Annotated in this window: 20 protein-coding genes; 5 read left to right on the top strand and 15 right to left on the bottom strand. The window is 33.2% G+C overall.

Annotation, left to right across the window (positions count from 1 at the left end; translation table 11 throughout):
• Positions 1-343 precede the first annotated feature (343 nt).
• The 14 genes from NNH57_RS17745 to NNH57_RS17810 form a co-directional block, all read right to left on the bottom strand.
• A complete protein-coding gene (locus NNH57_RS17745) occupies positions 344-1,543 on the bottom strand; it encodes a dioxygenase family protein (protein ID WP_108808166.1) in 1,200 nt (399 codons plus the stop codon).
• A 97-nt stretch (positions 1,544-1,640) separates the two neighbouring features.
• Positions 1,641-2,462, bottom strand: coding sequence for a LytR/AlgR family response regulator transcription factor (locus tag NNH57_RS17750; protein WP_132065904.1), 822 nt, complete (start codon positions 2,460-2,462; stop codon positions 1,641-1,643).
• Positions 2,463-2,599: 137 nt separating this feature from the next.
• Entirely contained in the window at positions 2,600-3,208 is a 609-nt protein-coding gene (locus tag NNH57_RS17755) for a hypothetical protein (RefSeq protein WP_074405784.1), read from the bottom strand.
• A complete protein-coding gene (locus tag NNH57_RS17760) occupies positions 3,205-3,543 on the bottom strand; it encodes a PadR family transcriptional regulator (RefSeq protein WP_074405783.1) in 339 nt (112 codons plus the stop codon). Before NNH57_RS17760 ends, NNH57_RS17755 begins: the two co-directional genes overlap by 4 nt.
• A gap of 387 nt (positions 3,544-3,930) precedes the next feature.
• Entirely contained in the window at positions 3,931-5,475 is a 1,545-nt protein-coding gene (locus NNH57_RS17765; RefSeq protein WP_108808164.1) for a ComEC/Rec2 family competence protein, read from the bottom strand.
• Positions 5,476-5,729: 254 nt separating this feature from the next.
• Positions 5,730-6,284, bottom strand: a complete 555-nt coding sequence (locus tag NNH57_RS17770; RefSeq protein ID WP_108808163.1) for a TolB family protein — start codon at positions 6,282-6,284, stop codon at positions 5,730-5,732.
• A gap of 438 nt (positions 6,285-6,722) precedes the next feature.
• Positions 6,723-7,661: a hypothetical protein gene (locus NNH57_RS17775; RefSeq protein WP_074405782.1), complete on the bottom strand. Its 939-nt coding sequence runs from the start codon at positions 7,659-7,661 to the stop codon at positions 6,723-6,725.
• 127 nt (positions 7,662-7,788) lie between these two features.
• The gene (locus tag NNH57_RS17780) at positions 7,789-8,271 is read right to left on the bottom strand and encodes a hypothetical protein (RefSeq protein ID WP_074405781.1); all 483 of its coding nucleotides are present in this window, start codon (positions 8,269-8,271) and stop codon (positions 7,789-7,791) included.
• A gap of 365 nt (positions 8,272-8,636) precedes the next feature.
• Complete coding sequence (locus tag NNH57_RS17785) at positions 8,637-9,017, bottom strand: hypothetical protein (RefSeq protein ID WP_132065906.1); 381 nt, start codon at positions 9,015-9,017, stop codon at positions 8,637-8,639.
• A 210-nt stretch (positions 9,018-9,227) separates the two neighbouring features.
• On the bottom strand, positions 9,228-9,755 hold the full coding sequence (locus NNH57_RS17790) for a hypothetical protein (RefSeq protein ID WP_074405779.1): 528 nt from the start codon (positions 9,753-9,755) through the stop codon (positions 9,228-9,230).
• 437 nt (positions 9,756-10,192) lie between these two features.
• Positions 10,193-10,954: a DUF4272 domain-containing protein gene (locus NNH57_RS17795; protein WP_074405778.1), complete on the bottom strand. Its 762-nt coding sequence runs from the start codon at positions 10,952-10,954 to the stop codon at positions 10,193-10,195.
• A gap of 101 nt (positions 10,955-11,055) precedes the next feature.
• Complete coding sequence (locus tag NNH57_RS17800; RefSeq protein ID WP_175392654.1) at positions 11,056-11,673, bottom strand: hypothetical protein; 618 nt, start codon at positions 11,671-11,673, stop codon at positions 11,056-11,058.
• A gap of 276 nt (positions 11,674-11,949) precedes the next feature.
• Positions 11,950-12,843 carry a hypothetical protein gene (locus NNH57_RS17805; RefSeq protein ID WP_082994714.1) on the bottom strand — a complete coding sequence of 298 codons (894 nt, stop codon included), beginning with the start codon at positions 12,841-12,843 and terminating at the stop codon, positions 11,950-11,952.
• Between the two features lie 33 nt (positions 12,844-12,876).
• The gene (locus tag NNH57_RS17810; RefSeq protein ID WP_074405775.1) at positions 12,877-13,101 is read right to left on the bottom strand and encodes a helix-turn-helix domain-containing protein; all 225 of its coding nucleotides are present in this window, start codon (positions 13,099-13,101) and stop codon (positions 12,877-12,879) included.
• A 134-nt stretch (positions 13,102-13,235) separates the two neighbouring features.
• Between NNH57_RS17810 and NNH57_RS17815 the strand changes: the two genes are divergently transcribed.
• The 3 genes from NNH57_RS17815 to NNH57_RS17825 all read left to right on the top strand — a co-directional run bounded on the left by NNH57_RS17815 (position 13,236) and on the right by NNH57_RS17825 (position 14,654).
• On the top strand, positions 13,236-13,445 hold the full coding sequence (locus NNH57_RS17815; RefSeq protein ID WP_132065910.1) for a hypothetical protein: 210 nt from the start codon (positions 13,236-13,238) through the stop codon (positions 13,443-13,445).
• 81 nt (positions 13,446-13,526) lie between these two features.
• The gene (locus NNH57_RS17820; protein WP_074405773.1) at positions 13,527-13,832 is read left to right on the top strand and encodes a helix-turn-helix domain-containing protein; all 306 of its coding nucleotides are present in this window, start codon (positions 13,527-13,529) and stop codon (positions 13,830-13,832) included.
• Between the two features lie 480 nt (positions 13,833-14,312).
• Positions 14,313-14,654 (top strand): hypothetical protein, encoded by a 342-nt coding sequence (locus NNH57_RS17825; RefSeq protein WP_132065912.1) that lies wholly within the window; start codon positions 14,313-14,315, stop codon positions 14,652-14,654.
• A gap of 79 nt (positions 14,655-14,733) precedes the next feature.
• Here NNH57_RS17825 and NNH57_RS17830 read toward each other — a convergent pair whose 3' ends face one another.
• Entirely contained in the window at positions 14,734-17,619 is a 2,886-nt protein-coding gene (locus NNH57_RS17830) for a T9SS type A sorting domain-containing protein (RefSeq protein ID WP_108808162.1), read from the bottom strand.
• 554 nt (positions 17,620-18,173) lie between these two features.
• Here NNH57_RS17830 and NNH57_RS17835 point away from each other — a divergent pair.
• Complete coding sequence (locus NNH57_RS17835; RefSeq protein WP_108808161.1) at positions 18,174-22,595, top strand: PKD domain-containing protein; 4,422 nt, start codon at positions 18,174-18,176, stop codon at positions 22,593-22,595.
• Between the two features lie 21 nt (positions 22,596-22,616).
• Entirely contained in the window at positions 22,617-26,546 is a 3,930-nt protein-coding gene (locus tag NNH57_RS17840; RefSeq protein WP_108808160.1) for a DUF6443 domain-containing protein, read from the top strand.
• The last annotated feature ends 36 nt before the right edge of the window (positions 26,547-26,582 follow it).

Below are 26,582 nucleotides of genomic sequence, written 5' to 3' on the forward strand. Positions count from 1 at the left end.
TTCTCACCAACTTGATAATCAGATTAAGTAGGTTGGTAGGTTGTGATGGATTTAGTTGTGTCCTTACAGGCACTAAGTATTACTAATGCAAGTATTGTTATAATTTGATTTTTCATATTTTTTGATTTAAAACAATAGGACGAGAAAGAATAAAACTTGTTACACTAATTAGAACTTTAAAAATAAGACTCTGTTATTTTCTAATAAATGCTAACAACAGAATAAAGGATATATGTCCTATATATTCTATGCATGGTTATTTTTAAATTTAATCTTAGATCTACTTTTATCTCTTATGTGCTATAACGATGTTGTATATACGATGTTGGCAGTATATTCTTGTTTAATGATGCTTAGGTTCTGGTAATTCGAAGAATTTGCTTACGGTTTTATCCAGCATTTTTGAGACTTCATTTTGGTTTTCTTTGGTTGGTTTAAGATCAACAAATTTTCCAATTATATTTCGATGTCTATAAATGATTATGGTGTGCTCTACTTTAGGATTTATCTTATTTAAATGGACTTCTGATTGCGTATCGGTAAATGATGGAACAAAGGTCAATGCAATATTTTCTAAGTTCAATTCTTTTCCAAGTTGCTCTAACTCTGTTTGTCGATTCGATTTGCTGTAGCCTTTCTTATTACCATAAACAAAGTAGGCTTTTAAGTATTTTTCTCGGGTAACACTTTCTTGCTCCAAAAATGTTAGCCATTCTTTTATTTCGGACCAGTTTGGCTGGCTACCCACAAAGTAAACAATTCCGTGAAATCGTCCATATTTACATACAGGACAAGTCCTTGTACCTTTGTCTGGTCCCCAGGCGTGAAATGGTGTAAAAGAAGGGTTGTCCTCGCCAATTTGCAGACCAGATTTAATGGTATGATCTATAGTTGTAGGATAATTTGGGATATTAAGTCCTAAAACAATATTATGCTCTGCAACTTGCATTTTTGTATCAATCAGTACCCTTAAAATACCACTGCCACCACGATTTTTGAGCAACTTTCTTTTTTTGCCTGTCAATAATATATCATCAGCAAATTCTAAATTATCGATATAATACTCATTATCAATTTGGGGTTCTTTAATAGATAAATGAATGTGTGCAGGGATATCACGATTTGGATAAGGTGCTGGTCGAATTGTATAAATCGAGTAATTTCCTTGCTCATCAGATTTTACCCAGCCACGAGTACGACCGTGTTTTTGAGATTTGCCTTCTCCGTTAGCATAATATCCATTGTGGTCTGTTTGCCAATAATAAACGATTATGTTGGGTGCAGGCGTGACTCCGTCTAATTTCAGTATTTTTCCTGTAACCAATAATTTTTGTCCTTTCCCGTTCCAGGCCGAACTTGTGTCAATAGGCTTAATGTTTTTTGGCATTCCGACATACATTAATTCACAACCATCGCAGCCACCACCAACAATTTTGTTTTTGTTATTTCTTTTAGGGATTTGTTCATTTTTTGCCTGGCCATTACAACTTGCCAATGATATCAGGAATAGAAAAAGGAATCCGAAGTTCAGTATTTTTTTCATTAGTATAAAATTTAAAGGAAGTGTCAAAAGTCCAATAAATCCTAGGTGTTGAAAAGGAAACTATACAAGAATTAGCTTACTGGAGTGGTTTTAGAACTTAGTGGTTTAATAGGGTACTCCAATTTTGACGATAATGCCTGCTGAACCTTATGGATTGACCATTGGATAAAATACAATCGTAATCGCCATTCTTTCTTGATTTTAATTCTGTTATGTGGTTTTTATTGACAATTACCGAGCGATGAACCCTTAAAAAGGTTTGAGGGTCTAATAAGTCTCCAAGTTTTTTTAAACTCTCATCATGCAAAATTTTCTGACTGGTTGTATGTACCATTGTGTAGGGTCTGTCGGTCTCGATAAATAGAATTGTAAACGTGTCAATCTTTATTCTACGAATACCATTTTTAACAGTAATGGTTTTATTGGTCTTTTGATTTTGGAAGTTTTTGTTTAACTGTTTTTTTCTTTTAAGATAATCAAAAACAAAAGGACTAAATAAATAGACCATAATTGTTATATGCAATTGATTTGAAACTGCATTTTTAAGTATTGTTAAAAAACGATGAGGTACAGAATAGATAAGATTACTTCCTAAAATAAAAATTGAAGTAAAAATAAATATATGTAGTACACTAAATATAAACCCTGTACTTAAAGCGTAAAGTACTTTGGTAGTTAATGATTTGAATTGAACTTTATTATAAAAGGAATTTGCAATTTTTATAAATGGAATAAATAAAAGCCAATATATATTATAGAGCATAGTATCGGTCCAATAAAAGGCAGTAGGTTTAATTTTTGAGAAAACGTAATCTTGAAAAATTGCCAACCCATAAAGTACAACACAAAATACAACCAATGTCCTAAAATTTGGATGTAGGAGTTTGTTTATTGTTTTATTAATTTTTTGTTTTCTCACTTCTTTTTAAGAGTTACTGTCAACGTCTCGGTTATGGTTAGTACGGGAATTAAAAGCAATAAACTTTGGGTTAAGCACCAAAACCCGTATTAATTATAGCCATTGTTACCAGCTTTCTATTTTACTAGTTGATAATTTTAAGATACTGATTTCTTATACATTGTGAAAAAATAGAAAGGTAGAAATCCAAATCCAAATATAAATGCCCCAAGAATCAATAATAAGTCTGCTCCTTGTAAATGCATTAACTTGAATAGGCCTGAAAGACCTGTGATAATTGCAGCTATAATTCCTAAAATTATTTTCAATTTCACAGAAATTGATTTGGATAAAGAGACCTTATATCTGTCAATGGCTATAAGGGGTACAAAAACTAAGAGGAGAGTCAAGAAGCCAACAGTAAATAATTCTGTACCAAAAGGCATTCGAAGTAACTTAAAAGTTACTCCAGCTGTCAGAGTAATTGAACCAATAAATCCAATTAAATACATTAGTTTTTTCATAAATATTATTCGTTTAGAGTTAAGTAAAAAAAAAGTTTTATGTTGAATTTCAATCAATCCGTTGGGTGCTAAATCTATTATGGCTTTATCTAACAAATCTTCGAATGATTTACCCTTTCCCAACTGACTTTCAACAACACAGCATAAATGATCTGTAATATCATCACTAAGCGTTTTGATTTTTAGTCCTTGGTCGTCAACGAAGGACTTAATAATATTTTCTTGATCAGAAGTTAATTTCATGTAATGTTGAGTTCAGGAAAAACAAGTTTATTAAGAGTTGCCAAAAAGTCTTTCAATTCTTCAAGATATCGTACTTTTTCCACCTTTCCTTTGGTGGTGAGAAAGTAGTATTTTCTTACTCTCTTTCCTATATACTCTTCTTTGTATGAAAGAAGGCCATTCTTAGTCATTTTTTGCAAAGCAGGGTATAATGAACCATCTTTAAGTAAAATTTTTCCATCCGATAGCTCTTTTACTTGCTGAAACATTTGATAACCATACATCTTTTCATTTTCCGCTAGTAAATTCAGAATAATTGCGGAGAGAGTCCCTTTAAGTAGTTCTTTTGAATACATAGAACAAATATATATAATTTTTCAATACATCATAATTCTATGTATGTTTTTATATAAATGTTTTACCAACCACTGGAATTCAGTCTGACTTTTGGTTTAGTTAAGGTGGAATTGGATTATTAATATAGGGTGATGCAATAAGTGATTGCTGGTAACAATGATATAATGATATAAAGAATATATTTCCTTTATATCACATCTATGCTTATTTTTAAATTTAATCTTGTATCAAACTCATATATCGAGTATAAAAACTTTCTAAGGCGTTCTTATTTTTTAAGATACTATTAAAAATAGATAGTGATGGGTATCTATTTGGGTTATCTAAACAGTAATGCCACTAGCGAGACGTTAGCGGGAGTTTTCAATTTATTCATCTATTATACATTAAACTTTAAATGATTCTATTTGAAAACCAGCATCTTCTCCTTCCTTAAGCATACCGATTACAACTCGCTCACCATCTGTTCTTACATTTATAAGTCCATAGATTAGGTTATCTGCTAACAACCAATCATTCATAGACATCTTCGGGCCTTTTCTACCTCCCGCTCCTTTACTTGACAGTATTGCTCCCCTTATGGTTCGATCATCCTTTGTCAGTTTATCTGGCTCAAACAATGTAACAGAGCGTGAAAGTTCAGTTGAGTATATTAATGGAGCTTTATATTTTGGTTCGGACAGTCCTAAAAATTCTGAAACACCAGAAGTTAAAGGTTGAGTGAAAGCACCAGCCATACCAAGAACTTTAGCTCGCGGATGTGCATGAGTTTCGTTATCACCACTTGAAAAAAGTGTAGCTAAAGGTGACATTGCCCGGAGAAAAGTAGTCGATATGTCTTCAGATCCATGATGACATGCTTTACCTATATGGCATTTAAATTCTGTTGCTGGAATATTATTCAACAATAATGCTTGAGATCGAAAATTAAGATCCCCAGTCATTAAGATACGAACTTTACCTATGTCAATTCGTTGTACGATTGAGATTCCATTACGTGTTAAGGAAGGTTTAGCCATTTTTGATTTTGTCATGCCATCGATATACCTCAAAGCTGGTTGACCTCTATAATTTTCCTCTATTGGCCCGAGTACTTTAACGGCACAATCAGCACCCGCATCGAAGTCAGGTAATTTTCCCATTCCTGCATGAATACGTTGCATATGATCCACTCCACTTCCATCCATTTTCTCTAACTCTTTAAGTAACTTTCCATAAGTTCCTTTTAGTTTCCACTTTCGGTTAGTTGTCCTTCGAGAGTATTTACGAACATCTGAGAATCCATCAAGTAAGGTTGTTAAATATAGTTCAGGAGACACTGTACCCTTTACAGGCCCGAGTTCGGACATACCTTTGTTATTTGAGAATTCAGATATATCACCATCAAAACGACCTAATCCTCCATGATAGACTTGACCGATTTTAAAAGTTCCTTGCTTAATGTCATTAATCATATCTAAGAATCCACCGAAATGGTCATAATCAGGATGACTGCAAACAAGACCATCAATAACAAATGGGCTTTCTTGATTTAGAAATTCGTCTCTCCAAGATTGATCGACAAACCTCATCCATCTCAGAAAAGCAGGAGCCATAGCAGGGCTATTACTCATAAGTGGTCCGGGCCCGCCATCAATCATCATTACACGCCCATTTGGAAAACGCATCAATGAAGCATCTCCTTGACCACAATCAATCTGCCATAGACAAAAGATAGGTTTGTCTGTAAGGTCTTTCGTTGGAACATCTAGAATGTGTCCTTTTGCACTTATGCGTGATTTACTACTATTTGTATTAATTACCCAAACGGAATCACCCCATAAAAAGGGGACCTTTTTTTTTACTGTTTTGAAGTGGTGGGCAGCCTTTATTGGCGAATATTTTTTTGTAGTTACCCCAATGTAGGCGATTGAATTATTAGTTATAGCCATAGTATGTGTTGTTTAAATTATGGATATTTGCTGATCTTTTTAAATTGATGCTAACGATTAGTATATGGCAAGTAGGGCTGTAGAAAGCGATAAACTTTCAAGTTTGCACCGAGCCAAAACGTTGTATTTTGTTTTTATCTTATTCATTTTAAAAGCCAAATCAACGATTTGGCGTTGTAGGTATATAGCACTGAACTTTCTTAAAACACTGAACTCCCTATTTGCTATATACAGTGTTGTATGCTGGTTTATTTTTACCAATGCCAAGCTCTAACTTCTTGATCTACAAATATCATTTCTTGATAAGGTCCAAAATTTTGTCCATTAAATGGTCTGATAAATAATTTAAGTGCACCATCTACCTTTGCTATATAACTAGCAGTAGTTCCATCCCAACTCCAAGCTTTCCAGTTATCACCTTCTGCAACTTTAATAGTCATGGGGTCACCAAAAGTTTGACCATCAAAAGATCTTATGTATAAGTTAGTGCTACCATTCATTTCTGCTATGTAGCTTGCTGTCTTTCCATCCCATGACCAACCTCTCCAGTTGTCATTAGTTGCAACTTTAATTTTCGTTGCTGTACCAAAAGTTATACCGTCAAAAGATCTTATGTATAGATTTGTATTGCCTCCTAAACGTGCAATATAACTTACAGTATCATCATGCCAACTCCAACCTTTAAAGTTGTCTCCTTCACCCATTCTTAATTTTGAAATCGATCCCCAGTTTGAACCATCAAAAGTTCTTATGAATAAGTAGGTTCCATTTTCAGTGTTTGCTAGGTAACTACATTTTTTATCACTCATTTTATTATTGGTTTTTATTTACGTTCTCAGTACTTGCATACAACAATAATATAAAGGACATATATCCTTTATATCTCATGTATGATTGTTTTTAATTCAATCTTATATCGAGCAATATCGATAATCTACTTTTACATACATTGTGGTTTTCCACAATCACCATTTATTTTTAACAAACAATCCCATACTTCAACTCATTAGAGTTGAAGTATGGGATTGTGTTTACTTGCTAAATGTAACTCTTATTATTGAGTATAAAAACCTCCTAAAACGTTCTTATTTTTTAAGATACTATTAAAAATAGATAGTGATGGGTATCTATTTGGGTTATCTAAACAGTAATGCCACTAGCGATACGCTAACGGGAGCGGGGCCACTAGCGAGAGTGGAGATTAAGCTTAAGCCCTATGTTTTCTTATACATTGTTAGCGTGCGTTATTATTCAAAATATTCATACTCATAACTAATTGTGAAAACTAAATTATTTTTTTCAGAAACATCTGCTCTCTCCAATAATCCATTCTCAAGATAAAAATGTTTGTATAAAAAATGATTGTCCAAACCCATACAGGGGTCGCTGAAATAAGTGTATTTTTCTTTTATAGACCCGTTTTTATGATATGATATTTTTGTTATTAATTCAGAAATGTCTTCGCGATTACCATATTTCCTACTATTGATACTCTCGATTCGGGAAATATTTCTTTCTATTTTTTCTACTAATCTGTTTAATGGATCATAATTGTAAATGATTGTGTTTGTTACAACATCATCTTTGTAATGAGTTTCTTTAGAAAGATTATTCTTCTTATCATATTCATATTCTTTACAATAGACTTTTAATTTTCTATATTTCGTTTCTTTATTGGTTTGGATTATCTCGGTTTTAACAATTTCAGTTTTTACTTTGTCAAAACTTGTCCAGTCTATCGTTTTTGTCTTACGAACTATATTTTTCTCATTGTTTTGATTTTCACTTAGTTGTTTTACTAGTTGATATTTATTGTTGTAAAGATTTTTGTACTTATTTTCTCCGTCTTGAATTAGTTGATTGTTTTTGTCATAGACATAGGGTATTGAATCTATTTGAGTAGAATCTATTTTATCTACCCAAAGAGTGAAAATTTTATTATTTTTCTTGTCATAAATGTTTCTATAAATAGTCCCTAGCCTTCCCATATTCCATTCTATAGAGTTTCCGTGTCTATCGTATTTTTCCCAAATAGCAGTGCAACTAGAATTTGAACCTGAAAAGCAGTGTTTTTCAAAAGAAGATTTCACTTCATTTTCGACAATCACATCTTTATCATTTCCGATTTGTGCAGAAATGGATTGGATTAATCCAACTAATATTATTAATGAAATTTGTATTCTCATTTGTCTTAATGCACTACAACAATAGAATAAAGAATATATATCCTTTATATCACATCTATGTTTATTTTTAAATTTAATCTTGTATCAAACTCTTATTATTAAGTGTAAAAACTTTCTAAGGTATTACTTATTTTTTTTCATCAATTATCATCTCTATTAAAGATGATTTATGGCCAAATCTATCTGATAGAATTAAGACATTATAACTCGCTAAGTCAATAGAAAAACTACCCTTCGATTCCAGCTCAGAACTAGAAACCCAGAAATTTTTCACAACATTTTCTGCTTTCATAACATTTTCTACTTTCACTTTTAAAGCATATTGTACATCACTAAAATAATTCCTGTTGGGATCTTCGGGAGGTGCATCGTATCCCCATTCATGTATATAATCTGTAATTTCTATTTCTATTAAATCATCTTTATTGCTAATTGTTAAAATTTCATCACTCGACAGTGTTAATGCTTTTCCAAATTTCGCTTGTTCTATGATTAGATATTTGTTATTGTTTTGTAACCCCTCTTTTGATTGGGCTTTTTTCATAAATTCTTGTGAACTAATACTATATGATATAAAAAAGACTATTGGAAATATTACTGTTTTTTTCATTATTATATTTTATAGTGGCTGACTTTTAAAACAAAGGTAAGTACGGAATAATATTAACATCATACTGTTTTCTGTGAAAATATTTTTATGGCGTACAATTTAGAAGTGATATGTAATTACCAAAAACAATGATATAAAGGATATATATCCTTTATATTCTATGTATGGTTATGTTTACTTGATAAATGTAATTATTATTGAGTATAAAAACCACCTTCCTAAGCCGTTACTTATTTTTTAATTTTTCTGCGCATTGGTTGGTAACTTTTGCTTTTTGCAAGCGTTGCATCATTATAAAAATAAACAGACCAATCGATTAATCATTAATCAGCTATGATCACAGATATCGTGTTGTGTAATCGTTTTTACAAATAAATTTTCACTTCTAGACCTTGTTTGATTGACTTTTTGAAGAAGGATTTTAAAATATTTATATCATCATTTATATCTTTCAAATCATACTCTTCTGTAGTCCAGTATTTTAATATCTTTTCCGTATTCAAATTAGGTGTAAACTCTTCTTTGTTCAGTATTCTGCGAACTCGTTCAATTTCGTTTTTCAGTTCAGATATTTTGTCCGTTTTAAACGTTTGTAATTCGTCTATCCATTTGTTTGAATTGAGATCTAAATTTAAGAGTATTGGGAATTCATTTCTGATATCTTTTGGTAAATGTCTCGAGCAATAAATAAGAAAGTTAGGAGCCACCTCAAACACAACTTCTTCTTTTTTATTTAATGCTTCCATCCACCTTCCCATAATTTTGATTTTAATGACACACAACGCTTAATGTATAAATCGGAGCAAGGCAAGTATGCCTAAACCAATTGATTTATCTGCGCATTTTTATTTCTTATTCAATTTATAAAAATCTAGCACCATTGCAAAAAGGAAAAAACCTTTCGATCGAACACTAAACTTTGCTCTGATTTCATATATGATGTTACCAATAGTTTTTTAGTCTGAATAGCCCTCAAAATGAATATATACCAGTTTATCGTTTACAAATTTAAAATCCACATTTTGTACTATTTCAGAGTTTTGAATTCTAAAGTTATTATGTGAATTTGATACAGAATCGATATTGGATAACAGTTTTAAAAAGTCAGTTTTACTCATTCCATATCTCAAACCATGATTAAGGTTTAAAGTATCCGAATTTGAAAAACCATTTTTGATAAATTCCTCACTAGAGTTTTTATAAATTTCTATAAAGGATGAACCATAGTTGAAAGTGAAAACTGTGTCAATTTGATTGTCAACATGCCTATTGTTAAATAATGTTGTGTCAACAGAAGAATATTGGCTTTCGAGAAGGTTTTTTAATATAGGTTTTTGTAATTCAAATGGGTTTAGACTGTATTTTTCGTTAATAATAGTAACGTCAGGAACAAATTTATTTTTTTCAATCAGAATTTGAATTTCAGAAAGAAGACTATCATCATGTTTTAATTTTTCTTCCAATTTTTCTCTTTGTTTTTCCATTTCCGTGAATTCCTTTTTAAGAGATTCAACTGCATTTGAGTTTCTAGTGTCAGATTTACAGGAGTAGAGAAAAATAAGTAAGAGGAAGAGTGAAATTTGTTTCATAATTATTGGTAACAGCGGAATAAAGGATATATGTCCTTTATATTCTATGTATGGTTATGTTTACTTGATAAATGTAATTATTATTGAGTATAAAAACCACCTTCCTAAGCCGTTTCTTATTTTTTAAGATACTGTTTTATAATCATACTATTTTAAAAATAGTGATGGGTATCTATTTGAATTATCTAAACAGTAATGCCACTAGCGAGACGCTAGCGGGAGCAGAGGATTTTGTTTTATGCTACACAACGGGATTGTGTATGATTAGTCAACTAATTTCGTAAGTAGGCTTTTACCAGCAATTTTTTTACACGGTGTTGGCTATAGTTATTTTATGTGCTTAAATCAGTTTCTTCCCAACTTATACCTTTAGATAACATCCAAGTTAAGGAATGTCTTCGTTCATGAATTACACCTCCATTTCCCATTGGATCAAAACCATTGGGGACTGTTTCACTACCTAATTGAGCACTTCTTACTGCATTATGTAGGCAATAAAATAAATCTTCTTTTTGCATCAACTTTTCTTCAGACAGAGTTTCTTTATCTTTAATCCAATTTTCTACACTTTCGTCTATAGGACAACTAAAGTCTTTCAAAATATCTTGCATTTGATCTCCCGACATCATTTGCCCAGTAATATCAGGCTCTTTATATCCAAAAAACCAAGCTAAAGACCAAGCATTTTCGAATTTCCATCCAATAGAATTTCTTGCTTGTTCATCATCTCTTGATGTATTGAGAATTTCTTTTTCTTCTTCGTCCATAAAATCCTTAAGATTATTTTTGTCTATGAAAGTCAGAATTTTATCACTTTCTAAATTGTCTTGGGGAACCATTAACCAAAGAACTAATGCTTTTATAGCGTTTAATCTTTGCGCGATTTCAATTGAAGGTCTTAGTTCTCGATCAAATTCTGTTGGTAAAGAGCTAGCTGGTTTAAATCCAGAATCAAGACAAATAGATATATTTTCAAGTCTCAAATCTGTCATCCAGGGAACTTGTTTAAAAGACTCTAAGTTATTCTCATTTTTAGTTTCTCGTTCAGATTCTGTATTTTCTTTTGAACCAAATATTTTTTTGAAAAAGCTCATATTTCTATTATTGTGTTTTTAATTGTAGCTAACGTTTCTTGTATGTTGCGTTTGCCTGCCGATAGGCGGCTATGATTTCATATACAGTGTTACCAGCTTTTTTATTCTTTAAATTCTATTATGTCTTGCTTCATTTCTCTATTCCAAAAGTCCAATTTGTCTTTATAAATTCTTGTTATTGGATATCCTTCAATTTCTTTTTTAGCCTTCCAAGTCAAATGAACAACTGCAATATTTCCATTTTCTAATTCGAGTACTATGTCATCATTGTTAGTTTTTCTTGCAATCAATTCATTATTCGCATTTCGTAATAGATGATTATTAGGTAATTCAAGTTTAAGTTCGTTCGTTAAAGCTTGAATAAGCTTATCTTCCATTTCCATTGCATCCCAATAAGGTTCAAGAAAGTTAAGTCCGAAAATTGACATATTAAGTTGATCTTCCAAATTCCCTTTATCCAACAAATCAGCGATTGTGCTTTCGATACAATCTCTTGTTAATTCTTTTACAAAAAGATCTGGAGGTGTTTGATAAAGTCCATTTAAATTTTCTCCATTTTCTTTATCTGTTTTAATAGAAGTTTCAAGGAATTTGTAAGTCCATACATTAATCCCGTAACTTCTTCCATCCAATGTATCAACTCCGATATTTGCGAAATAGTTTTCTCGGTCATCCCAAGGGCTCGAAATTTCAAATTCAAGCCATAGTTTGAATGGCATTTTTCCAATCTTAACTATTTTATCACTTAACGGACTTGATTCCGTATTCAGGTTTTTAATATCCATTTGTCATAATTGCACATAACGTTAAATATATGGCAAGTTGGGCAGAAAACAAGTAATTATTTTCGGTTTAGCCACAAGCCAAATCTTTTTATTTTGTTTTAATTTTTCTATTTAATACCAAATCAAAAGATTTGGCAATTTTGCAAATAAACAATGACTTTTCGGTTAAACACTAATCGCCCTATTTGCTATATATAGTGTTACCTCCAGTTACTTTTCTATTTTTTCAGTCAAATACTTATAAAAGAAAGAATCCTTTATATATAGTTTACATTTTTCAAGATCGGTCAATTCTGAGTGCAAGTTTATTTGATAATCAATTCCATTAATTTTCAATCCAATTATCTTATTTTCTTTGTCAAACGTCAAATTTTCAATTCCGTTGTCTATATCAGATTTGAGTTTTTTTAAATCATTAAATTCAGAACAAATTGTTTCGGATAATTCACTTTCATCGTTGCTAGTTGAAACCGTTGCCCAATTTGAGTACATTTCTTTGTAATCGTATTCAAAAGCACGTTTAATTAATTTAGATACTGCTTTATCTTTTTGACCTAAATCATTAAGAAAACGATACTTCCAAAAAGCTAAGTCAACTTTTTGATATATAAATGAAGTTAATGAAGTCGTCTCAAACGTGATATTATTATCAGCTTTTTCTACATAGGTTAAACCTTTTATAAACTTTTTATTTTTTCCGTAGTAGCTAGCTAACCTCATTGTTGCGTGATAACGATAGTTTTTATAAGGTTTACCTATTTCGCTATTTTTGTCTCTATCATTTAAATCCGAGTCAATTATTTTTTGGTAGTATTTCAAGATGTTTTTTTCGTCATTTTTTTCTATGTAATAATATAAAATATTTCCTAATGTTGTTCCGTAAGTTGAAGATGGATTATCAGCTTTCTTTTCGATTTTTTTCCAAACCTTAAGTGCTTTATCTTCTTCTCCGTTTTGATATAATTCAATTCCTTTATCAATATCAACATCAAGTTTTTTTTGGCTAAAAGATTGATTACAAATTAAAACAATTAATATTATAAGGATTCTTTTCATAATTGGTGGTAACAATGATATAAAGGATATATGTCCTTTATATTCCATGTATTGTTATTTTTTAATCTATGGAGGGCACATTTATTTACGCTCTTTTTTCAATTTTAAATCCCCACAAACATGTTCGAGCAGTTCGCAGGCATCTACTTCTATAGCTAAAGCAATAAGATACAATTCGTCTGCTTTAATTTTTGTAGAGAAATTGTTAGAAAGCTCGCTTAATCGATTTTTGTTAATACCAGTTTTCCTAGAGACACTAGCCTTGTTTATCGATCTGTTGTCTAGATATTTTCCAAGTTTTGTCATGTTCAATTGTCATTATTTTCAGTATATAAATATAAAAAAAGAGTACATAAATAATAATTTTAAGTACAATATTTTGATTTAATACCGATTTTAGGTAATATTGTGTATATAATCTACATAAACATATGTAAACAATGATGAATAACAACCAAAAAAAGTGCCAGACCTATATTAAGATCCCGCTTACAGGAGAAAAAGAACTAGAAGTATATAAAGATGGGATCCTGGGGATATTAAGCAAAGTAGAAATACATAGCACAGACAAAAGAATGATAGGACATCTTAAAACCGTATACAAATTATTAGATTGTATACAAGTGCAGGATATTCGATCTGTTTCTTAGCACTGGTATCCCAAAAAAATAAAATCTATTGTTATGATGGGATTAAAAAAAAGAGTAAATTTGTCAAAGATTGACAAATGAATGAAAGAAACGTTTGGAGAATATATCAAAATACTTAGAACAACAAAAGGGCTTACCCTAACCCAGCTGGCAGATCTGTTAGATATAGATTTTGCAAATCTAAGCAGAATAGAGAATGGGATACGCGATTTTGATAAAAAGAAACTTTCTAGATTAGCAGAGGTTTTTGATCTTAGTATAGAAGAATTACAAGACGAATATGCAAGTGATCAACTCGCAAAGCATATGTATGAGATAGGTTGTTCTAAAGAACTACTTAAAGTTGCAGAAGAAAAAGCAGAATATCGCAGAACAATAAAAAAATAAAAAATAATACCCATTGTGCTTTTGGGAAAAACATGGTGAAAAAAGCTATTCTCGATACATTTTGTCTTCATTTCATTACGACAAAACACTCGAATAGACGCTTTTTTGATTCAAAAATTTTAAATGCACAACAAATTAAATACAATACCTTTTTTACAGATTTAAGGTATTCTTTTTTCAGGACTACATTGCACATCCTACCTGGCAATCCTGTAAATCTGTTAGTTTAATAGTTAAGACAGGAGAAATGCTCCTGTTATGTATAAAGAGAAAGTCATAGTATGGTTGATCATACGTTCTAAACTCTTTACAAGTCGAGTACACTTATATCCGCTTCTTTTGAGAAGATAGCACTTGGCATGCATTTGGTTTTCCCGATGTGTGTTTTAGCAAAGGCCGGAAACTATGCTAAAATTATCTAATACCAGTTCGTATATAAGATACTGGTGTACAATCAAAGGAAACCATAACTATAAGCAGATGAAAATAGATCTAGACACTCAGATTTTTCCGAAATTTAAGCTATCTACACAGCAGGATTTGATCCTATATCTTATTAAAAACGAATTATTAGGTACCCGATTTATAAATCAATTGGCCGCGATAGGTTTCGACACTTCTTTTTTTAGTGTAGAACTGGGCATGGCGATATTATCACTAATGGGTTTTAAAACCCGAACCGATGCTTTGTGGGAGTGGTATCATGATACCGTAGATCTATATGCAGCAAAAATTAACCTGGATGATCACGCCGTTACCCGGGCCATTACTTTTGATTTTTATATCGCATTGCGCATCAAACTACATACAGAGCAAGGGTAATGCGATACAAAAATCGGTATACGTTCAATTTATAAAGTTATACAATTGAAGGGAAATAGGTTAGGTTAATCTTTTAGAATTATTTCAGAATTATTTTTTTCGCATATACTTTATCAGAAGTTTTTATTTTCACAAAATACACACCTTTAGGATATTTAGATAAGTCGATTTGTACTTGTTTAGATATAGTGTTGATAGCATAGATTTTCTGTCCTCTGCTATTAAACACTTTTATATTTGAATTGCTGGTATGATCTAATTGTATCATAAATTCACCACTATTAGGATTAGGGTATATAACGACACTATTATCAATATTTGATACATCTTCTGTGTTTGATGTTGTATTAGATTTTAAAGACCCATTTACAGAATTTTGAGCGAGAATTGCCCACATATTTAAGTTATTAATTTTATATAAATAATGGCTTCCAATATCTGAATATTCAGAATTTACAAGTAATTGATTTTCTGGTGATATTGTTTTATCGAATAAGGGAGAAAATCTATTTTTTGCTACTTTTACTATTACTTTTTTAGAAGATCTTGTTAGATTAATGATATGCAAAATAGGGTTGTTATACGTTTGTGCTGCAAAAATGGTTGTTCCGTCTGGATTTGTAATATGCCATATATGATCGCCAATATTTATTGATGCATTAGGTTTAAGATAAATGTTACCAACATTACTTAGACCAGTTGTTGTGTGGATTTCATTATTAATCAAAACTTTACTTCCAGAAGGGATCACCAAACCACTGGCATCAGACCAATGTATGATCGTTCGGTTATTATTTGGATCATTTAGTACATTTGTTACAATACCCGATGAAGGCTCGGGATAAATAATATTGCCTAGAGGGTCTTTTATATACCAGACAGGATCACTAAGATTAATAGGGGTGTTTTCTGGTAGGTATATACTACCCACTCCCGTGTTAACAATTGTTTTATAGATTTTATCATTGATCAATACCTCGCTTCCTTTTGGGATTGTCAAACCGTTTGAACCGGTCCAGTGAACTGTTGTTCGGTTTGGGTTTGGTTCTGATATAACATTGGTAATGGTTCCTGAAGCTTTATAATCACCTTTTTGCCTTGCTGTAATAACATAGGGTTTTTCTTGTGGATATATGATATTACCATCGGGATCTTCGATATACCATACAGGTTCATCAACATCGATTGGGGTATTAGGAGGTAGATATATGTTTCCTACTCCTGTGTGAACTGTTGTTGTATATATCTTGTTATTGATAATAACTTTACTGTTTTTAGGAATCGTCATTCCATTTGTTGCATCAGTCCAGTAGAGTGTTGTGCGATTTGGACTTGTTTCTGAAAGCACATGGGTTACCAATCCCGAAGTGATATCTATGTCGGGATTATATGATGAATTTAGTTTATTAGTGTCATCAAAATAACGTGTGCCATCAGGAAATTCGATATACCAAACTTTATCACCAACATTAATACTATTTAATGTATTTAATGGAAGATAAATTTGTCCTACTCCTGTCGAGACAGAGGTACTAAAAACAGTTTCACCAATTTTTATCTTTGTATGCTTAGGAATATTTTGAGGCCCGCTATTCTTTAATAATTTTATGAAAACACGATCTGGGTTTTCTTTAGGATATAGACTTTTACTTTTGATCTGTTCATATCCGTCAAAAACATGCACATGCTCTTCAATCGTATTATAATCATTAAATAGTGTTTCGTTATTTCGTATCAAAGAAAAAAGATTTGTAAAATCCGTCGGGTCTCCATAATAACGAGATGAGGAGGAGGAATAATAAACATCCCAGGGAGCAATCATAACTAATCCGGTAGCGTAACCAAGTGCTACACTTACCTGGTTTGTCCATAGATCTGTACTAGCTATAGTAATAGCACTTGTATTCTCATTGCCTGTAGCAGTATAGTGGGTAGACCTCGAAAATCGTGCGTGATTAATAATATCATAAGCAATGCTGTTGCCATTAGGAGAAGGGTATACTTCTGTGTCCCAAAAATCGAAAGAACCTTTTAACCAATGATTTTCTGCAAGATTATTGGCAGAATAAGTTCCTTTTTTACCTGGATATTTATTGCCAATGTACGTATTCATATCATTATGCAATCTGGTATAAAAATCAATCGTAGCCCACTTTTGAAACTCTCGATAGTAGTATTTTAAGGTGCCAGGGGATTCATCTAGTGCTATAAACTGTTCATTACACAAAGGTTCATCAAGACCTGAATTTAAAGTGTTTAATAAATGATCTTTGTAATTAAAAGTGTTTAAATCTGCAATCCCTAAAGCAGTTATTTGAGATGGAGACAAATTGTTCTGAAGCCAGAGATTAAATTTATTCATTGAAGCAGTAGAGAAAGAACCCCCTAAACCTACTAATTCCTCATTCATAGATGGGCTATCTTGCTGGAAAGAAATATTACCTTCATCAATAAGTTTTTTAACTCTATCTAATTGGAAATTATAATATAAATCAGAGTTCACATCTGGTCTTGCTACAGACCAACCTACCTCCCAACTTCCACGAGTAGGGAAATCACATAAATTGGTTGCTACCATAGAACTTGGATTATTTTCATCCCAAGGAATGTATAAAGGCATAGCATATTGAAAAGGATAATTTAAACCCGAAGCTTCCTGAAAAAAACTGGCTGGATCAGGTCTAGAATTAGTTGAGTCTTTTTTATAAGTCCAAAGCAATCGATTTGCATAAAATGCTGAAGCCATTGGTATCCACTCACTATGATCTACAGCCGGTTGAATGGAATTAGGATGAATAATTTTAAGATAATCATAAAACCTCATGGATAAAGCAATATCTGCCTTTGATAATGCAGAGGGTTCTACTGCTATTGTTTGCGCAATAGTGGTGGTGCAAAAACTTTGAAAAACTACTAAAAATGTAAATAACGCTTTTATGTTTTTGAAGATATTATATTTCTCCATTTTGAAAAGATTTTAGATTAGTTCAATTGTTATATGTATATGTATAACGTAAGAAAGATGTTACTATTAATATGTATTTTATTCTTTTTTCTAATTTAGAAAACTATAGAATTGAAGGAAAACAATCTGTTTCTTAAATGTCTGTGAAATATGCCGATATCTTTTAATAAATGTAAAATAAGTTAGATACCAGAAGTCGAAGGCTAGATATCGGAAGCATCATACTCCAGACAATCATCAACCAATATCGTTATGAATATCATTACTCCTTTTATAGGGTAGTTAAGAGAACGGTTAACCCAAAACCTGATACCAGATACCTGAAACCCCTTCCATCTCATTTCTAAAAAAAACTTTTATTTTTTTTGTCAGTCCCGAAAAATGGAACTAGGATGATTTAATATTGCAATAAGAATTAACTAATATGACAAAAAATAAGTTCATTTAAAGTGTTTTTATCTATAGTTTTTAACTCCTTGGCGGACTGATCCGTTATGGTTTTAATTGTGGGTTTGGCACAGTGAAAAATGAAATCGGTCATTAATTACTTTTATATGAAATATCTTATCACTACGTTAACATTCTTACTTTTAGGATTCACAATTCTTGCTCAAGTAGGGCAACCACCCACAGAACCACCAAAGATTTTTCCTACTTCTCCCGAAGCAGCTAGTTTAGGAAAGTATGGAGAGATTCCTGTCAATCTTTCTACAGGAAGAATGAACCACACTATCCCATTACATACCATTAATGAAGCAGGTTTTAGCCTGCCGATTTCTTTATCCTATAATTATTCTGGATTGATGGTAGATGAGCTTCCCGGAGCTACTGGATTAGGTTGGGATTTCTCTGGTAAAGGGATGATCACCCGACAGGTTCGTGGCCTTGCAGATGAGTCACAGCTTGGATATATTGGGCCAAATGAAATAGGAAAAAAAGTACATAAATTTCATACCGATTCTCAAAATATGACCCCAGAAGAGCTTGGATTATTGATACGAGAATCTGCGGCAGGAAAATGGGATACAGAATCTGATAAATATATGATTAGTGTAGGCTCTCTATCGGCTACTTTTTATTTTAACCATAATGGTGAAGCTGTTTTTGCACCCTATAAGAATTATAAGCTTACTCGTTTGTTTGGAACTCAAGGTAATTTTAAAGGCTTTAAATTGATAGATGATGCAGGAGTTAATTACTTTTTTGAACTTCAGGAAACTACAGAGATTGAAACCTTAAGCGCTACAGAACCGACCATAACGATATACCCTTCTGCCTGGGTAATTACCAAAATAGTGCTTCCTAATACAAAAACCATCACTTTCGAATATCAAAACTATACGGTACGACAAAGAACATATTCTGATGCCTGGACTATTGTAGATATTGATTCTCCAGAATATACACGGTGTATACAAGAACAAAGTCTAAACAGAGTTTCTCACTCTTATTCTGATAATACTACTGAAGGGTTATTAGTAAATAAAATCATTACCCCATCCGAAACGGTAACCTTTAATTATACCACTTATACTGCAGTTAATATTGATAAAAACCCAACATCACTTGATGCGGTAACGATAAAGAATACTATAGGACAAGAAGTAATGACATATACGTTAACGTATACTGATAAAACTGCAACCCGAAAACTTCTAACAGCAATAGATAGAGGAAGAACAACTGCCTCACAACAACAAAGTTATTATCGATTCGAATATTATGGTAGTCCTGCTGCAACTATTGCCTATTACAAACAAGATTATTGGGGATATTACAGTGGTAGTACCAATAATACAGGGAGTTTGATTTCAGAAAACTCAAATCGATCTCCTGATTTTAACAGTACTCGTCAAGGTGCTTTAAAAAAGATACATTATCCTACCAAAGGATATTCAGAGTTTATCTATGAGCAAAACCAGGTGTTTGGAAAACTGGATACAGGAGAAATTGGTAGTGAAGCTCGTTTGGATGTAAAGATAGATACAGTAATCACTTCTGATAGGTATCCTTTAAATGAAAACATCAATAAAACTATTACCATTCCTTTTACTCCAAAAGCACTTCCAGGTGGTGGAGATATTAAAGTTAGTTTAGGCTATTATTTACACACTTCTATGGGATATTCTCTGGCTTTGGTAGAACTTAAAAAAGTTGGGGGAGGTGTAGTGTCAAATTGCCCGGGACAAGGAATATGTAATTATAAATATGAAGCTTCCTCGGCAGAACAAGAACCGGTTACCAAACAACAGGATCCAACATTATATAGCCTGGAAGCTGGAGATTATGAGCTGGTTGTTCAGTTAGAAAGAATAGCTGCACCATCAAATCCAGATAGAACGCCAAGAGCTGTAGCTAATGTACAGCTAAAATACTATTCGGGAACCCCTCCTCCAGAACCAGAAGTGATTAATATCCCTTTTGGAGGGCTACGAATCAAAGAAGTAAACTCTTATGACAGTCAGGGAGGGCATACCACCAAACGATATTCATATATGAAAGAAGATGGGATCACTTCTTCGGGGATCAACCTTTCAAAACCTGTATTTGTAAACAAAGAATCCTATCATTACCTTCCGGATCTTACTCCTCCAGGTAGAGCAAAAATGGACTGTAATCTTACCAAAAGATCCTCGTCAAGTACGATTCCGTTAAGTACTTATATTGGTAGCCCGGTATTATATACTACTGTAGAAGAGCAATTGGTAGGAGATGCAAATGAAATGCTTAAAACCCGTTCTTATTTTTCGGGAACCAAAAATCTGGAAGAAAGTTATCCTTATGCTCCGATAGAGCAAAGTAACTGGAGAAAAGGACTTGTGAAAAAACAAGAATCCTATATCAAAAATGCAAGTGCGTATGATGTGAATGGAATAACAACCAATATATACAATAAATTAGAAAGGCATTTAGGAGCGTTAAGCCATTTAAATTCGTTTAACTTAAAAGCAGGTAAGGTTAGATATGTCTTTGATGCCGATGGAAATTTACAAACGTCTACATCTGGAGTTAATAATTCTGAGTGGACCCGATATGTAAACCGTTCTGAGTTGTATCCTATTACATCATCAAAACAAGAAGAAATTCATCATAGTAAAACCATTACCAAGGATGTTACCTATACCTATGATGATCCATATGGGCAGTTAAAAACACAAACCACTACAATTAGTAATCAGGCTACCGTTGCAACAAACTATAGTTATCCTTATGATAAGAATAGTACAGTAAACAATGCTCTGGTGACTCAAAACAGGATCACAACTCCTATAGAAATCCAAAATATAGAAGCAGGTGATGTATTATCTACTCAAACTACAGAATTTGTGGATTGGGGCAATGGGATTCTACTACCTGGGATTACTAAGGTTGCCAAAGGGACTGATACTCCAGAGCCTCGTCTTACCTATCATAAATATGATGCCAAAGGAAATCCGTTAGAAGTTTCACAAGCCGATAGAAGTCATATTATGTACGTTTGGGGGTATAATAACACTCGACCTATTGTTAAGATTGTTAATGCTAGTTATACAGGGATTTCTTCTACAGCAAGTTCTTTAATCACTCAGTTGCAAACGGCATCGAATACAGAAGATACGGTTGCAGAAGAAGTAACTATGCGTAACTTGTTTAAAGACCTTAGAGGAGACACATATTTTGCAGATGCTCAAATAACCGGTTATACCTATGATCCACTTGTTGGGGTGACTAGTATGACAGACCCTAAAGGATATACGGGGTATTATCAGTATGACGAATTTAATAGATTAACATATGGATTAGATGATGACCAGCATATCGTGCAACAAATACGTTATAATTACCAGGGAGAACAAACGACTACTTTGGGTGATGTGACCATTAGTACAAGTTTAAGTGCAATACAACCCAATCAAGCTGTTACTTTTACAGCTAATACCTCAGGAAGTGAGGGAGCAGATCTGTATACCTGGTCTGTAGATGGCACACAAGAACAATGTGATAGTACTACAAGTTTTACCAAAACCTTTGCCAGTGAAGGAACATATACGGTATCAGTGATTGCCTATAATACGCAAACCAAACATAGAGTAAGTAAAACGATGAGTGTGGTGGTATCCTATCCTCCTATTACTACCCCTATTGTAAGTGCAAACTATACTAATATTGTAAAAGGAACCAATGTAACTTTTACTGCCTCAAGTGTTGGGGGAGGCACTGGGAATCTGAGATACGAATGGTATGTAAACAATGTAAAACAAACCAGTACAGCAACTACATTGGTATACAACCCTGGTACAGCAGGAACCTATAATGTATATTTTAAAGTTATTGATAACACAAGTGGAAAAACTGTAAACAGTGCTATACGCAAACTATATGCTTATAACCCTTTAACTGCAGCTAATGTAAGCGCTTCCAAATCACATATTGTACAAGGAACAACGACGACATTCTTTGCTTCAGGTATTGGAGGAGGAACAGGTCTTCAAGGATACGAATGGTTTATTAATGATGTGCAACAAAGTGCTACAGGAACAACACTTTCGTACAATTTCCCTAATTCAGGAACGTATACAGTTAAATTCAGATTGGTGGATCGAGGATTAGAAAACGGATATTACCAATGGGGTGCTAATGCTCCTGTTGTTAAATCATATCCTGGTATGGTGGCAAACACAAGTCAGTCTCATACTTCTATTTCTGGGACTAACCCAAGCGTGTCGTTTAACATTACTAGTTTAACAGGAGGTTCGGGATCACGTCAGATTTCATGGAAAGCATATAACAGTATTAATCTTTCTCATGCTTTAGGATCAGGAAGTGGTACAAGCTTTGGTTTTTCTAACTTTTCAAATGGTACTCATGAATATACCATTAAAGCTACTATAACAGATAATCTTACGGGTCAACAGATCACCAAGGTAATGATCGTTGTTGCTACGGTTACTACAGGCGGCGGCGGTGGCGGTGGCAATACAGGAGAACAACATTAATCCCATAAACAATATAATAAGATGAAAAAACAAATTATATATTTATTATTAGCGCTAATGGGATTGAACCTTCAAGCCCAGGTAGTACTATCAGACAAGAACTATGTGCATACTACGGTTCCTCAAACCGCAATGACCATTGCAGAAATAGAGAATATAAACTGTACTAACATTAATGATATCAACAGATCGATAGAGAGTGTTACTTATTTTGATGGACTGGGTAGGCCCATACAACAACGAGCGATCAAAGCCTCACCAGATGGTAAGGATATCGTTACCCATATCACTTATGATGATTATGGCAGACAGGACAAACAATACCTTCCTTTTGAAGCAACCAATACGATTGGGAGTTATAAAGAGATCAATGTTAATACCGATATCAACCAGTATTATAAGGATACCTATGCTAGTGATTTCCCAGGGGTTACAAATGCTAATCTGGGAGAGGTTAATGCCTATTCAGAAAGTGTGTTTGAAGCTTCTCCTCTTAATCGAGTACTAGAACAAGGAGCCCCAGGAGCACCCTGGAAAGCAGATCGAGGTAGCGATACAGATCATACTATTAAATTTGATTGGGATGCTAATACAGCGAATGAAGTAGTCTATTTTAAAGTAACCTTTGCCAATCCAGATGATACCGAAGCTCCTACCTTAACAAAAGATGGTTTTTATACTGCGAATCAGTTATACATCACCATCACCAAAGATGAAAACTGGACTCCGGCAGATGGGAATAATCATACTACGAAAGAGTACAAAGATAAACAAGGTAGAGTGGTCTTAAAAAGAACCTATGCCAATGTTGGGGTGCCGAGCGTAGTCGAAGCACATGACACCTATTATGTATATGATAGATTTGGAAATTTAACATACGTAATCCCACCAAAAGTAAATACTAGTGCTACAAGTATCTCTGCTACCGAGCTTGCCGAATTGTGTTATCAATACAAATATGATAATCGTAATAGGCTTATCGAAAAGAAAATCCCTGGTAAAGACAAGGAGTATATTGTCTATAACAAACTAGATCAACCGATCTTAACCCAGGATGCGAATCTAAAAGCAAGCAATGCCTGGCTATTTACCAAATATGATGCCTTTGGCAGGGTTACCTATACCGGTAAATTCACCGATAACCGAGAAAGAAAAGTTATACAACAAGCTGTCAATACAGAATCTATACTATGGGAACAACGAGGTGTTGCTGCCCAGATCGATGGGACTACTATCTATTACAGCAATACGGCATTCCCAACCACAAACCTGGAGTTATATACCATTAATTACTATGATGATTATGGGTTTGATATTGCAGGATTAACCAATCCCGGTACGGTATATGGCGAAACTATATCAGATCAAACCAAGACACTACCTACAGGAAGCAAGGTAAAAGTACTTGATACCTATGATTGGATCACTACCGTAACCTATTATGATAAAAAATCAAGACCCATCTATGTGGCTAGTAAAAACGAATATCTAAACACTACAGATATCGTAGCAACTCAATTGGATTTTGTAGGTAAGGTAGCACAAACCAAAACCACCCATACCAAAGATAGTAACGCACCTATTATAACCATAGACACATTTACTTATGATCATATGGGTAGAGCATTAACTCAAACCCAAAAGATCAATACTCAAGCAGTTGAAACTATTGTTGAAAATACCTACGATGCTTTAGGGCAATTAAAACGTAAAGAAACAGGAGGAGGATTACAAAAGGTAGATTATACCTATAATGTAAGAGGGTGGTTAAAAGGGATTAATGATGTAGATAACCTGGGGGATGACCTCTTTGCTTTTGGGATCAATTACAATACACCACAACTTGGGGCTACACCGCTGTTTAATGGTAATATAGCAGAGACTTATTGGAAAACTCAAAGTATAAACCCTAATCCTCCGAATAACCCGGTAAGTACTTCATATGTGTACAGTTATGATGCCCTTAATAGGATTGTAAGTGCAACAGATAATACTGGTAACTATACCCTAAGTGGTGTTACCTATGACAAAACAGGAAATATCCTTTCCTTAAACCGAAAAGGAAACCTTGATGCAGCTGCTACTTCTTTTGGAGATATGGATATCCTGGCATATACCTATGATAATGGTAACAAACTCTTAAGAGTGACCGATACCGGTAATACGACTTTTGGTTTTAAAGATGGTAGCAATACCAATGATGATTATGTCTACGACACTAATGGTAATATGACCCAGGATCAAAACAAGGGAATTACAGGGATTACCTATAATCATTTAAATCTACCTCAAACAGTCACGGTAAATAATACAGATCATACCGGAAATATTACTTATATTTATGATGCCACTGGGGCAAAATTAAAAAAGATTGCCACAGAGGGAAGTTCTTTATTAGAGACTGAGTATGCCGGTAATTATGTGTATAAGAATGGTGATCTGGAGTTTTTTAATACCCCAGAAGGGTATGTAGAACAATATGCAGATGGTTTTAAGTACATCTATCAATATAAAGATCATTTAGGCAATATACGCTTAAGCTATAATAAAGGTGGTAATAAGACCTTTTTAAATGATACTTTTGGTAGTAGTACCGATGACTGGGGTGGTGGTGGCGTATCTGCAACCAATGGTCGTTTAGGAGTTAAAGTACAATATATGTACAGTGGTACGAATAAAAAGATTACACAATCTTTTAGTGCCGGAGAAACGGTGAAGATACGGCTGAAACTGGATGCCAATGGTAAAGGATATAAGATGCGTGTACTGGTCAATGAGATTAATGCTGCTAATGTAAGTACAGGGTGGTATTCTGCTGGTGATGCTGCCGAAGGTAATTTTGAAGCTACCTACCAGATCAAACAAGATGCTGCTAAGCTAAATATCAAACTAGGATTAACCAGTAGTATAGCTGCAGAAGAAGAGATCTATCTTGATGATATTAGTGTGGTACAAGAAACCGAAGAAGGTATCATCGTACAGCAAGAGAAGAATTATTATCCTTTTGGATTACAGCATCAAGGATACAATTTTGCTGTAAATGGTAGAAAACATAATTACGGGTTTAATGGTGTCGAATATATGACAGATTTGGATTTAAATATTTATGAAATGGATGTTCGTAAATACGATCCTTCTATTGCTCGTTTTACTTCTATTGATCCTGTCACACATCATTCAATGTCTCCTTATGTTGCGTTTGATAATAATCCTGTTTTTTGGGTTGATCCTAGCGGTGCTGATGCTGATAAACCTAAAATAGATTCTTATAGTAAAACTATTATATCCTCATTAGTTGATGAGGATGGAAACACAATTGTTACTATGCAAACACATTCAAGAAAAACAGTCACAAATGATGATGGATCAAAAACAGTTACACGAACATTTTCTACTATAACGAATACTATATCAAATAAAGAAGGAGATGAAGCAAATATAAGTTATGGAAATAATCATTCTGTGTCACAAACAGATACATATAATGCTAATGGAGAACTAATAAATGAAGGAAAAGCTATTAAACAAACTGGTGGTACTGTTAATTTTTCTGATAAGAGTGTATTGAATTCTTGGACTAATCATATTGCAGATTTTAATAGGAATAATGGAAGTAGTGATTCTTGGAATAAAAAAGTATTAGAAGATGGAATATCAGTTACAAAAGCAGCTTTAGCTTTTGGCCCTGCTTTAATGTTAAAAAAGATACCAAAAGAGCAGTTTGTGTTTGGACAAAAAGGGAAAGGAGGCTTTGCTTTTGGTGTTGCTGAATTATTAAATTATAGTGCAAAGAAAATTAATTCTAATAATAAACAGTTAATGTTATCTAATATAGACAGGTCTAATGGTGTGCCTTCAAATAGACATAGACTACCTAGAAAACCAACAGAAGGTATATCTATAACAAAAGCAGTTTTAAAAAGAATAGGTAAGGTATTAGGTTTATATTAAAATTATGAAAAAAATAGGAAACATCTTTTTTTGGTC

This window comes from Aquimarina spinulae (genome assembly GCF_943373825.1).
Lineage (GTDB): Bacteria > Bacteroidota > Bacteroidia > Flavobacteriales > Flavobacteriaceae > Aquimarina > Aquimarina spinulae.